Origin of the sequence: Variovorax sp. KBS0712, from assembly GCF_006323185.2 — a bacterium.
GTDB lineage: Bacteria > Pseudomonadota > Gammaproteobacteria > Burkholderiales > Burkholderiaceae_C > Variovorax > Variovorax boronicumulans.
The window spans coordinates 434,360-446,332 of record NZ_VCCD02000002.1 but is presented as its reverse complement, the minus strand read 5'-3'; the positions used below and the strand labels follow the sequence as shown (position 1 = coordinate 446,332).

Genomic DNA, 11,973 nt, shown 5'->3' with positions numbered 1-11,973 from the left:
TTCCGCGAATTGGTTTTTCTTCTGCCCCCGGTGAGACGAGTTCGAGCGCACTTTCCGGTAACGGGGCAAGGGGGAAAAGCCCTCGGGCCCGGCCTTCTAGAATTTCCGGGTCCGCCGCCGGGCACGGGAATTCAAGGAAATTTCGCCGGCGGGCCTTCGCGCGTTACCGGAAATCTTCGGGCCGTTCGTCTCACTGTCTGTCGCCAATCCCGGCGACCTGCCGCTTTGTGTGTCGGCCCTTCAATTTCCAGGAGCGCTTCGTGGTTCTCAGTGACTTGGATGCCTGGTTCGTCAGCGAGGTGCTGCCGATGGAAGCCGCGCTCACGCGCTTCCTTCGCCGCAACTGGCGCGACGACGCCGAAGTGCCCGACCTGCGGCAGGACGTCTACGTGCGCATTTACGAGTCCGCCTCCAGATCCATGCCCGACCAGGTCAAGCCCTTCGTTTTTGCCACCGCGCGCAACCTGCTGATCGACCGCGCCCGACGCGCGCAGATCGTTTCCATCGAGATCATTGCCGACCTCGACGCGCTCGATTTCTCGGCCGACGAGCTCACGCCCGAACGCCACGCCGCCGGCCGCGGCGAGCTGCGGCTGCTGCAGACGGCGCTCGACGCGCTGCCCTCCAAGTGCCGCCGCGTGGTCGAGATGCGCAAGATCGACGGGCTCTCGCAGCGCGAGGTCGCCACGCAGCTGGGCATCACCGAGGACACGGTGGAGCGGCAGGTCTCGCGCGGCGTGCGCGCCCTGGCAGATGCCCTGCTGTCGGGCGGCGTGCAGCTGGACACCAAGGCCTTCGGGCGAGCGCAGAACGAGCGGAGGCTCTCACCATGAGCGAAGCCCAGCGCATCGAATCCTTGGCCGCCGACTGGCTGGCCCGCCGCGACAGCGGCGACTGGACCGACACCGACCAGCAGCAGCTGGACGCCTGGATTGCCGCCTCCATCGCCCACCGCGTGGCCTGGCTGCGGCTGTCCAGCGCGTGGGAGCGCGGCGACCGGCTGGGCGCGCTGCGCACGCCGGCGATCCCGATCCCCGCGCCGACGCCTGCACCACAGCCGCAGACGGCGCGTCCGCCTCAACGCCTGTCGCGCTTCTCGCTGCAGCGCATCGCTGCCGGCGTGCTCGTGGCCGCGGCCGGCACAGCCTGGCTCGGCTGGCAGTACACGCAGGAAGAACGCGGCCAGCACTACGCCACAGCCGTAGGTGCGCGCCAGTCGGTCGCGCTGTCCGACGGCTCGAAGCTCACGCTGAACACCGCCACGCAGGTGCGCACGGCCGTGAACGACAGCGGGCGCAAGGTGTGGCTCGATGCGGGCGAGGCCTACTTCGACATCGCGCACGACAAGAACCATCCCTTCGTCGTCATCGCCGGCGACCGCCGCATCACCGTGCTGGGCACGCGCTTTCTCGTGCGGCGCCAGGGCGAGCAGGTGAACGTGACGGTGGAGGAAGGGCGCGTGCAGATCGCCGCGGCCAAGCCCGATGCCCGAAGCGCCGAGCCCACCGTGCTCACGCGCAACCAGGCGGCGGTCACGCATGCCGACAACGTGCTCGTGATGTCCAAGGCACCCAAGCAGGTCGACGACGAACTCAGCTGGCGCGAAGGCAAGCTCGTGTTCGACCAGACCACGCTGGGCGACGCGGCCGCGCAGTTCAACCGCTACAACCTGCGCAAGCTCGTGATCGCCGACCCGGTCATTGCGCAGGTGCGCATCGGCGGCAGCTTCGATGCCAACAACATGAGCGGCTTCGTGGGGCTTCTCAAGCAGGGCTTCGGCCTTGCGGCGCATGAGAGCGGCAACGAAATCAGAATTTCGAATCCGTAAATTACCGGAATGTGACGGGGCATTCGTCTCAGTGGGTACCCAAACAAATAACCACGCTGGAGAGACACCCCCATGAATCGCATCGCACCCCGTCCCGGTATGCCGTCCAAGAAGAAGCGAACGTATGGGGCTGCCGCGTTGCGCCCATGGGTCATTGGCGGCGCGTGGGCGCTGGCGAGCGGAATGTCCGCACACGCGCAGACGCAGGCACCGGTGCATGGCTTCGACGTCGGCGGTGGCGATCTCAAGACCGCGCTCGATGCCTACATCGCGCAGGGCGGCGTGCAGCTGCTCTACAAAGTCGACGACGTGAAGGGCGTGGCCACGCGCGGCGTGAAGGGTGCGCTCTCGCCGCAGGAGGCGCTGGTGCAGCTGCTCGAAGGCACGCAGTTGCGCACGCGCCGCGGTGACGACGGCGCCATCGTGATCTACACGGCCGCTGCCGCCGCTAAGCCGCAGGCCGAGGAAACACCGCAGTCGCTCGACAGCGTCACCGTTACCGCCACGCGCCGTCGCGAGCCGGTGCGCGAAGTGCCGATGCAGGTCAACGTGATGAAGGCGCAGACGCTGGAGCGCGCGGGCGCCAAGAACCTGGCCGACTATGTGGCCGAGCAGCCGGGCGTGAACCTCACGAGCAGCGGCAGCGTGGGCGGCATCCTCACCATGCGCGGGCTGACCACCGGCCCGGTGCAGGGCATCGCGACCGTGGGCGTGTACGTGGACGACGTGGCCACCGGCCTGAGCTCGGCCGGCGCGAGCAGCGGCATCACGCCAATGGACATGGGCATGCTCGACCTGAGCCACATCGAGGTGCTGCGCGGCCCGCAGGGCACGCTGTACGGCGCGGGCGCCATGAGCGGCGTGCTCAAGTACGTGACCAACCAGCCCGACACCATGGAGTTCGCGGGCTCGGTGCGCTTCGGCACCTCTTGGACGCAAGGCGGCGGCCCGGGCTTCACGACCGGCGCGGTGCTCAATGTGCCGCTCAAGGAAGACGTGGCGGCCATCCGCTTCGCCGCCTTCACCGACCAGATCGGCGGCAGCTACGACGCCACGGGCCTGGCGCGCGGCCGCAACATCGACCGCGGCCACACCGACGGGGGCCGCGTCTCGCTGCTGCTCACGCCCACGCGCGAACTCACGGTACGCCTCACGGGCACCGTGCAGGACGTGCACCGCAAGGGCCTGGGCTTCGAGGACATGGACCGGCGAACCCTGCGCCCGTGGGGGCGCGAGCGCACGCGCGACCTGGCGGCCGGCGAGTCGTACCGCAACCTCTCGCAGTTGTTCGGCCTGGACGTGGAGTACGACTTCGGATGGGCTCGCCTGAACTCGATCACCTCCGCGCAGGACGTGAAGATCAACAACGTCGTCGACGTCACCAGCCGCTACGCGCCGCTGCTGGGCGCGGTGCGCATCCCGGTGGCCTCGGCGCCGATCACCAGCACCGTGGAGCAGCACCGCATCAGCCAGGAGTTCCGCCTGACCTCGCGCTCGGGCACCACCTTCGAATGGCTCGCAGGCCTGTACCTGAACCGTGAGCGCGGCAGCAACAACGGCTCGCTCGACGCCAACCTGGCCGCGGGGCTGGGTAGCATCGGCCTGCTGAACTCGACGCAGTCTTCGCGCTACCGCGAAGAGGCCGTCTACGGCAACGCCACCTGGAACGTGACGCCCGCGTTTTCGCTCACCGGCGGCGTGCGCCTGGCGCGCAATCACCAGGAATACGCCAGCCGCCAGACCGGCCGTCTCGTCGGTCCGGTCGCCGCCGATGCTGCCGGCACCTCGTCGGAAAGCCCGACCACCTACCTCGCCGCGGCCAGGTACCTGCTGTCGGATACGAGCAACGTGTACTTCCGCGCGGCCAGCGGCTACCGGCCGGGCGGCCCGAACGTACTGAAGGCCGACACCGACCGCCGCGTCGTGCAGCCGACGTACGACTCGGATTCGCTGTGGAGCTACGAGCTCGGCTACAAGGCCGACCTGCTGGACCGGACGTTGTCGCTGGAGGCCGCGCTGTACGACATCGAGTGGAGCGGCGTGCAGCAGCCCACGCGCAGCGGCGCCTTCAGCTTCATCACCAACGCGGGCGCGGCCCGCATCAAGGGCGGCGAACTCACGCTCAACTGGAAGCCCAGCAAGGAGTGGCGCTTCACCGCGAACGCCGCGGCCGTCGATGCGCGCCTGACCGAAGACGCCAAGGGCCTGGAAGCCAAGGCCGGCACGCGGCTGCCCCAGACGCCGCGCTTCGCAGCCACGCTGGGCGCGACGCGCAACTTCAGCATCGCCGAGCACCCGGCCTACGTCGGCATCAGCGCGCGCTACACCGGCAAGCGCGACGCGGGCTACCGCGGCAGCAGCGTCATCCCGAGCATGAAGATGCCGGCGTATACGTTGGTCGACCTGCAGGCGGGCATCGACTTCAAGCGCTTCAGCGTCTCGGCCTACGTGCGCAACCTGGCGAACAAGCGCGGCATCGTGTCGGTCGAACTTGGCCTCACGGGAAATCCGAACATCGTCACGGCGGCGCTCGCACAGTCGCGCACCATCGGCTTCAACGTCAACGTCCCGTTCTGACATGTCGGGCCTCCCACCGTTCGCGGCACCGATGCCGCTGGATGCGGCCGCCCCTGCGGCCCTGGAAACGACCCGCAAGGCGCCCACCAGCGCCTGGTATGCGCTGGCAGTGCTCATCATCGCGACGGTGCTGGGCTCGATCGACAAGGTCATCCTCACGCTGCTGACGGAGCCGATCCGCCAGACGCTGTCGCTCTCCGACACGCAGCTCGGGCTGCTGCAGGGCGCGGGCATCGTGCTGTTCACCGGCATCGCCACCTTGCCGCTGGGCTGGCTCAGCGACCGCTACGACCGGCGCGTGGTGCTCGCCGCCTGCGTGGTGCTGTGGAGCGCCGCCACCGCGATGCGCGGCACGGCCATGGACTACGGCGTGCTGTTCGTCGCCTCCGTCGGCCTGGGCGTGGGCGAGGCGGGCCTCACGCCCATCACCAACAGCATGATCCCCGACCTGTTCCCGCGGGCGCAGCGGGTGCTGGCGAATGCGGTGTTCGCGCTGTCGGCCATCTTCGGCAGTGCGCTGGGCGCGCTGCTGGGCGGCACCATCGTGCACCTGACGGACGACCTGCGGCCCTGGCTGCCCGTCGCGATGCAGCAGCTCGAAGCCTGGCGCCTGACCTTCTTCGTGCTGGCCAGCGCCGGCATTCCGGTGACGCTGCTGGTGCTGTCGATCCGGCGCACGCCGCGCGGCGGCGCACTGGAAGCCAAGGCAACGCCCGGGGCACCGGCCGCCGACGCACCGGGCGCCACGACCCTGCGCCAGCACCTGCGCCAGCACTGGCGCACCTTCGCGGGCCTGGTGGTCGGCGTGGGCCTGACCAGCGTGGGCCTGAGCTCGCTGGGCACCTGGCTGCCGATCCTCACGGCGCGCACCTACGGCGTCACGCCGGTGCAGATGGGGCAGGGCATGGGCCTGGCCTTCCTGTGCGGCACGGTGGCCGGCGGCCTGCTGGGCGTGCTGTCGATGCGCTACGTGCAGCCGCGCATGGGGCCGGCGGCGGCGCTGCGGCTGATCATGCTGGGCAACCTCTCGGCGGCGCTGATGTCGACGCTGCTGCTGTTCACGAGCTCGGCCAACCACAACTTCGCGCTGCTGGGCCTGCTGGTGGTGCCGCTCATCGGCAGCGCGGTGCTGCTGCCCAACGTGCTGCAGGACGCGGCGCCGCCGCACCTGCGCGCCCGCACCATCGCCATGCTCACGCTGGCCAGCCTGCCCTTCGGCGTGGTGGGTCCGCTGGTGGTGGGCATGTTGTCGGACGCCCTCAAGTCGATGCCCAACGGGCTGGCGGTGTCCATCGTCGTGACCACGCTGGTCGGCGGCAGCCTGGGCGCCATGGTGCTGCGTGCCGCCGAAGGCCCGTTCGTTCGCCTGATGCGCGAAGCGAAGCCGAACTGAGCCTTCCGCGTCGAGATTCCGCTCCCCCCTTTCATCGTTCGTTGTTCCTCCATGTCACAACCACACCCTTCAGCTTCTCTTCCTGACACCGCCTCCGCGCTGGCCGCCATCGACGCGCTGGTGGCGCCCCTGAACCGCAGCGACGCGCCCGGCCTGGTGCTGGCCGTCGCACAGCATGGCCGCCTGCTGTACCGCCGCGCCGTCGGCATGGCCAGCCTGGAGATGGGCGTGGCGCTCACGCCGACCACGCGCATGCGCATCGCCTCCACCAGCAAGCACTTCACCGCCATGGCCGTGCTGCTGCTGGCCGAAGACGGCCTGCTCGACGTGGAAGACCCGGTGCAGAAATACCTGCCCGAGCTGCCGCAGCTGAGCGCCAACGGCCCCACGCTGCGCCACCTGCTCACGCACACCAGCGGCTGGCGCGGCCACGACGAGCTGTGGGCCATCGCGCACGGCCTCACGTTCACGCTGCCCGGCCCGGGCCTGCCGGCCATGGCGCGCCAGAGCGAGCTGAACTTCGAGCCCGGCACGCACATGGTCTACAGCAACGGCGGCTACTTCCTGCTGGCGAAGATCGTCGAGCGCGTGAGCGGCCGCAGCTTCAAGGACTTCCTGAAGGCGCGCCTGTTCGACCCGCTCGGCATGGCCGACACCTCGTCGGTGGTGACCGACCTGGACGTGGTCCCCGGCATGGCCGGCCTGTACATGCCCGCGCCCGGCGGCGGCTGGCGCCGCGGCCTGTACCCGTGCGAACTCGACGGCGGCGGCTCGCTGGTGTCGACGGCGGACGACATGCTGCGCTGGCTCGCGCACATGCACGGCAGCGAGAAGATCGTGGGCAGCGCGAAGAGCTGGGCCCTGCTGTCGGCGCCCACCACGCTGTCGTCGGGCTCCCGGGTGAACTACGGCTTCGGCCTGGCGCGCCACCCGTACCGCGGCGTCGAGATCGTGCACCACGCGGGCGCCGTGCTCGGCGCGCAGTCGCAGATGATCAGCGTCCCCAGCCACGGGCTGGACATCATCGCCATGGTGAACGGCGCGCCCGTGTCGCCGTCGGCGTTGGCCCTCAAGGTGATCGAGCTGCTGCTGGGCGACGCGCTCGCGCCGCCCGAGGTGCGCCCGCTGGCCAGCGCCTTCCCCGCGCTGCCCGGCCAGCGCTACCACGCCCCCTCCACGGGCGGCCTGCTGGGCTTTGCGGACGTGGCCGGCAAGCTGGCGCTGTCGTGGCAGGCCGGCGAGGCCAGGCCCCTGAACCAGGGCGACGGCAAGCTGTGGCTGGGCCTGCAGGACCTGCCGACGAACGACCTCGTGATCGACACCGCCGACATCGACCCGCAACGCGCACCCGATGCCTTCGTGCTGCACGAAGGCGGCCAGCCGCGCCGCTTCGAGCGCCTGCCCGAGACCGCGCCCGATGCCGCCTCGCTCGCCGACGAACTGTGCGGCGACTACACCAGCCCCGACCTCGACGCCACCGCGCGGATGGTGTTGGTCGACGGCAGGTTGCAGCTCACCGTGCAGGGCCGCCACGGCCAGCACGCGTGCGTGCTGACGCCGCTGTCGGCCGACGTGGCGACGCTCGCCTCGGTCGACCCGGTGCTGGCCCAGCTGGGCAAATCGGTTCTCAACGTGGAGCGCAAGGGTGGCCGGGTCGTGGGACTGCTGTTTGCCACGACGCGCTCGCGAAACATCCACCTTGCCCGCCAGGAGCCCCGCGCATGAAGTTCTTCACCACCCTGTTCGCCACCGAAACCAACACCTTCGTCTCGGCCCCCACCGGCCTGGGCAGCTACGAGGAATACGGCATCTTCCGCGGCGACGCCAGCACGCGCGACGCCACCGGCTACGGCCTGTACGCGGTGGAAGTGCGCCGGCAGCTGGCCGCCGAAGGCCATGAAACGGTCGAGAGCCTGCTGGCCTTCGCGCAGCCGCTGGGGCGCACCGTGCGCAGCGTGTACGAGCGCCTGCGCGACGAGATCCTGGACGACCTGCGCAAGGCCGGCCCGGTCGACGGCGTGATCCTCGTGCTGCACGGCGCGATGGTGGCCGACGGCTACGACGACTGTGAAGGCGACGTGATCTCGCGCGTGCGCGAGATCGTCGGGCCGAACGTGCCCATCGGCGTGTCGCTCGACCTGCACTGCCACTTCACGCAGAAGATGGTGAACACGGCCGACGCGATCATTTGCTACAAGGAATATCCGCACACCGATGCGTTCGAGCGCCTGACCGAGCTGATCCGCATCGTGGTCGACACCGCGCAGGGCCGCGTGAAGCCCGTGACAGCCGTGCACGACTGCCGCATGGTCGGCAAGTGGCACACCACGCGCGAACCGATGGCCGGCTTCGTGCGCCGCATGCAGGACGCCGAAAAGCTGCCGGGCGTGCTCTCGGTGTCGCTGGGCCATGGCTTCCCCTGGGCCGACGTGCCCGAGTCGGGCGCCAAGCTGTGGGTGGTGACCGACAACGACCCCGCGCTGGCCGCGAAGCTGGCCGAAGAACTGGGTCGCGGCTTCTGGGACCTGCGCCACGAAACCGGCGTGCCCTCGCTCTCGATCGAAGAGACGCTCGCCAAAGCCATGGCCACGCCGGATGGTCCGGTGGTCATCGCCGACACCGCCGACAACCCCGGCGGTGGCGCCACCAGCGACAGCACCTTCATGCTGCGCGCCGTGGTCGAGCGCGGCATCGGCGACGTGGCCTTCGGCGGCGTGTGGGACCTGGGCGCGGTGCAGCTGTGCCGCGACGCGGGCGAGGGCGCGAGCTTCGAGCTGCGCCTGGGCGGCAAGTGCGGCCCGGCCTCGGGCGACCCGATCGACCTGCACGTGACCGTCAAGCGCGTGGTGGAGGCGCATTCGCAAGGCGGCCTGTCGGGCGTGCGCACGCCCATGGGCCCGTGCGTGTGGGTGCAGGCGGCCGACGGCGTGGACATCGTGCTCATCAGCAAGCGCAACCAGGTCATCGGCGCCGACCTCTTCACGGGCCTGGGCATCGACCTGGCGGCCAAGAAGCTGGTCATCGTGAAGTCGGCGCAGCACTTCCACGCGGAGTTCGGCCCCCTGGCCAAGTCGGTGCTGTACGTGTCGACGCCGGCCTCGCTGAGCACCGACTTCGCCAACCTGCCGTACCGCGTGCGCGACCTCGACTACTGGCCGCGCGTGGAACAGCCCGGTCGCCCGTACCACATGGCCGCGCCCGGCGAGCTGTACACCATCGACGGCCGTGCGATGCACCTGCAGCGCAGCGGCCCCGTGCCGGCCAGCGCCGCGCAGCCCACGCTCGTGATCGAAGCCGGCGGCGGCTGTGCCTCGACGACCTACGCGCGGCTGCAGCAGGCGCTGGCGGCGAAGCACCCGGTGATCAGCTACGACCGCGCCGGCATGGGCTGGAGCGAGGCCGACGACGCGCCCTTCGACGGCGAGCGCACCGCGCACCGCCTGCATGCGCTGCTCGAAGCCGCCGGCGTGACGGGCCCGATCGTGCTCGTCGGCCATTCGCTCGGCGGCTTGCTGAACCGGGTCTATGCGGGCCTGTATCCGCAGCAGGTGGCCGGTGTCGTGATGCTCGATGCCAGCCACCCCGACCAGTTCGCGATGTACGAGCACCCGCCCGAATCGCAGTTCGCGGCCGAGCGCGTGAAGCGCGCGGACTTCCAGGCCGGCGGCCCGCCGCCGCCGGAGCAGGCGCCCATCGAGGCCCTGTTCGCCGATATGCCGCAGGTGCTGCGCCAGATGAAGGCGACCTACACGCCCGAAGCGCTCGACGCCACGCTGGCCGAGGTGCGCGGGCTTCCACAGGTCGCGCGTCAGGCGGCCGCGTCGCCCGACTTCGGCTCGCGTCCGCTCGCCGTGCTGTGGGCCCAGCAGCAGCCGCTGCCGGCCGGCGCCGACCCAGCGCTTGCCGCGGTGCAGGCGCGCTGGCCCGAGTTCCAGGAGGCGCATGCGGCGCTGTCGACGCAACGCCGCCTGGCGTGCATCGAAGGCGCCGCGCACATGACGCTGGTGCTGCTGCCGCCGCTGGTGCAGCGCGTGGCCGAGGAAATCGACGGCGTGATGGCGCAGATCGCGTCCGGAACCGGTCGATGACGCCCCTGGCCGAACTCACCACGCCCGCGCTGCTGCTCGACGTCGGCGTGCTCGAACGCAACTGCGAAGCGATGGCGCAGCGCGCGGCGCGCCACGGCGTGGCGCTGCGCCCGCACCTGAAGACCGCCAAGTCGGCGGAAGTGGCGCGGCGCGCCACGCGCGGGCAGGCCGGCGGGCTCACGGTGTCGACCGTGGCCGAGGCCGCCTACTTCGCGCGCCACGGCTTCACCGACCTGACCTATGCCGTGGGCATCGACGCGAACAAGATCGAGGCGCTGCACGACATCCAGCGCACGCACGGCGCGCGCGTGACGCTGCTGGCCGATTCGGTCGAGGCCGTGCAGGCGGCCGGTGCCCGCGCGCGGGCGCTGGGCGCGAGCTTTCGCGTGCTGCTGGAGATCGACACGGGCGGCGGCCGCGGCGGCGTCGGTCCGCGCGACGACGGCCTGCTCTCGCTCGCGCGCGAGGTGCAGCGCAGCGAATCACTGGCGCTGGCCGGCGTGCTCACGCATGCGGGCCACAGCTACCACGTGCAGGGCGGCACGGCGATCCGCGCCATCGCCGAGGCCGAGCGCGCCGGCGCCGTGCATGCCGCCGAACGGCTGCGCGCGGTCGGCATCCCGGTCGAGGTGGTGAGCGTGGGCTCCACGCCCACGGCCGTGTGCGCGCAGTCGCTCGAGGGCGTCACCGAGATGCGCCCCGGCGTCTACACCTTCTTCGACCTGGACCAGGCGGCGCGCGGCATCTGCGGCGTGGACGAGATCGCGCTGTCGGTGCTGGCCACGGTGATCGGCCACAACCCGCGCTCGCGCCGCGTGCTGATCGATGCCGGCGCGCTCGCGCTGTCGAAGGACCAGTCGGCGGCCGAGTTCCGCGCCGGCCTGGGCTTCGGGCTGGTGTGCCGGGCCGACGGCACGGTGCCGCTGCCCGGCCTGTGCGTGGCCGAGCTGCATCAGGAGCATGGGCTGATCGCCTGCGAAGGCGATGACGACGCACAGGCCATGTTCCGCGCGCTGCCCCTGGGCGCCCGCGTGCGCGTGCTGCCGCACCACGCCTGCATGACGGCCGCGCCCTACGACCGCTACCACGTGGTGGACGGCGCGGGCAGCGGCGTGCAGGCGGTCTGGGACAAGGCGCACGGCTGGCAGGCCGGCGCCTGAAGCCAATCAATTTTTCTGGAGAAGACAACGATGACGAAGACATTCCTTGCACGGCTGACGGCCGTGGCCGCGCCCTTTGTTCTGGCCCTCGGCTTGGGCAGCGCGCCGCAACTCGCAGGCGCCCAGACGCCGGCCGCACCGCAGGCCGCGGCCAGCGCGGCTGCTGCCGCCGCGCCGGCGCCCGTGGCGGTGCCCGAGAAGCCTGCAGCCCCGGTTGCCACGCCGGCCGCCACCGCCAAGGTCGACAACCCCTACGGCGTGGGCGCGCTCTGGTCGCAGAGCGATGCGGTCGCCAAGGCCGTGCTCGCCATCCTGGCGATCATGTCGATGGGCAGCTGGTACGTGATCGTCACCAAGCTGCTCGAGCAGATGCGCATGGGCCGCCAGGCGCGCGCGGTCGACAACGAGTTCTGGAACGCGGGCACCGTGCAGGCCGGCACCGCGCGGCTGGCCGAGGGCAGCCCGTTCCGCTTCATCGCCGACGCCGGCATGCAGGCCACGCAGAAGCACGACGGCCTGCGCGGCAAGGTCGACTTCGCCGACTTCGTCGACCTGTGCATCCACCGCGCCACCGAGCGCGTGCAGCGGCGCCTGGGCAACGGCATGTCGCTGCTGGCCACCGTGGGTTCCACCGCGCCCTTCGTCGGGCTGTTCGGCACCGTCTGGGGCATCTACCACGCGCTCACCGCCATCGGCGTGGCGGGGCAGGCCTCGATCGACAAGGTGGCGGGCCCGGTGGGCGAGGCGCTCATCATGACCGCCATCGGCCTGGCCGTGGCCGTGCCCGCGGTGCTGGGCTACAACTGGCTCCTGCGCCGCAACATCACCGTGATGGACGACGTGCGCGAGTTCAGCGGCGAGCTGCACTCCGTGATCCTGGCCGGCAGCGCCGCGGCCTGACGCGCGCGCACGCACGCAAGCGGATCG

8 protein-coding genes are annotated in these 11,973 nt (G+C 70.8%); all 8 read left to right on the top strand.

Going from position 1 to position 11,973, the window contains the following annotated elements; all coding sequences use genetic code 11:
* The first annotated feature begins 260 nt into the window (after positions 1-260).
* The 8 genes from FFI97_RS18960 to FFI97_RS18925 all read left to right on the top strand — a co-directional run bounded on the left by FFI97_RS18960 (position 261) and on the right by FFI97_RS18925 (position 11,946).
* Positions 261-833, top strand: coding sequence for an RNA polymerase sigma factor (locus tag FFI97_RS18960; protein WP_223301388.1), 573 nt, complete (start codon positions 261-263; stop codon positions 831-833).
* A complete protein-coding gene (locus tag FFI97_RS18955) occupies positions 830-1,828 on the top strand; it encodes a FecR family protein (protein WP_095948770.1) in 999 nt (332 codons plus the stop codon). The genes FFI97_RS18960 and FFI97_RS18955 overlap by 4 nt, the downstream gene beginning before the upstream one ends.
* A 72-nt stretch (positions 1,829-1,900) precedes the next feature.
* Positions 1,901-4,405, top strand: a complete 2,505-nt coding sequence (locus tag FFI97_RS18950; RefSeq protein ID WP_144004484.1) for a TonB-dependent receptor domain-containing protein — start codon at positions 1,901-1,903, stop codon at positions 4,403-4,405.
* Position 4,406: 1 nt separating this feature from the next.
* On the top strand, positions 4,407-5,798 hold the full coding sequence (locus FFI97_RS18945) for an MFS transporter (RefSeq protein ID WP_139702536.1): 1,392 nt from the start codon (positions 4,407-4,409) through the stop codon (positions 5,796-5,798).
* Positions 5,799-5,849: 51 nt separating this feature from the next.
* On the top strand, positions 5,850-7,523 hold the full coding sequence (locus tag FFI97_RS18940; protein ID WP_139702537.1) for a serine hydrolase domain-containing protein: 1,674 nt from the start codon (positions 5,850-5,852) through the stop codon (positions 7,521-7,523).
* Positions 7,520-9,886 (top strand): alpha/beta fold hydrolase, encoded by a 2,367-nt coding sequence (locus tag FFI97_RS18935; RefSeq protein WP_139702538.1) that lies wholly within the window; start codon positions 7,520-7,522, stop codon positions 9,884-9,886. Before FFI97_RS18940 ends, FFI97_RS18935 begins: the two co-directional genes overlap by 4 nt.
* Positions 9,883-11,046 (top strand): alanine racemase, encoded by a 1,164-nt coding sequence (locus tag FFI97_RS18930; RefSeq protein WP_139702539.1) that lies wholly within the window; start codon positions 9,883-9,885, stop codon positions 11,044-11,046. Before FFI97_RS18935 ends, FFI97_RS18930 begins: the two co-directional genes overlap by 4 nt.
* A 30-nt stretch (positions 11,047-11,076) precedes the next feature.
* A complete protein-coding gene (locus tag FFI97_RS18925) occupies positions 11,077-11,946 on the top strand; it encodes a MotA/TolQ/ExbB proton channel family protein (RefSeq protein WP_139702540.1) in 870 nt (289 codons plus the stop codon).
* Positions 11,947-11,973: the final 27 nt, after the last annotated feature.

Bases quoted from the DNA above. Each gene is read 5' to 3' on its own strand.
- FFI97_RS18935 (WP_139702538.1), top strand. From the start codon at position 7,520: ATGAAGTTCTTCACCACCCTGTTCGCCACCGAAACCAACACCTTCGTC.
- FFI97_RS18930 (WP_139702539.1), top strand. From the start codon at position 9,883: ATGACGCCCCTGGCCGAACTCACCACGCCCGCGCTGCTGCTCGACGTC.
- FFI97_RS18940 (WP_139702537.1), top strand. From the start codon at position 5,850: ATGTCACAACCACACCCTTCAGCTTCTCTTCCTGACACCGCCTCCGCG.
- FFI97_RS18955 (WP_095948770.1), top strand. From the start codon at position 830: ATGAGCGAAGCCCAGCGCATCGAATCCTTGGCCGCCGACTGGCTGGCC.
- FFI97_RS18945 (WP_139702536.1), top strand. From the start codon at position 4,407: ATGTCGGGCCTCCCACCGTTCGCGGCACCGATGCCGCTGGATGCGGCC.
- FFI97_RS18950 (WP_144004484.1), top strand. From the start codon at position 1,901: ATGAATCGCATCGCACCCCGTCCCGGTATGCCGTCCAAGAAGAAGCGA.
- FFI97_RS18925 (WP_139702540.1), top strand. From the start codon at position 11,077: ATGACGAAGACATTCCTTGCACGGCTGACGGCCGTGGCCGCGCCCTTT.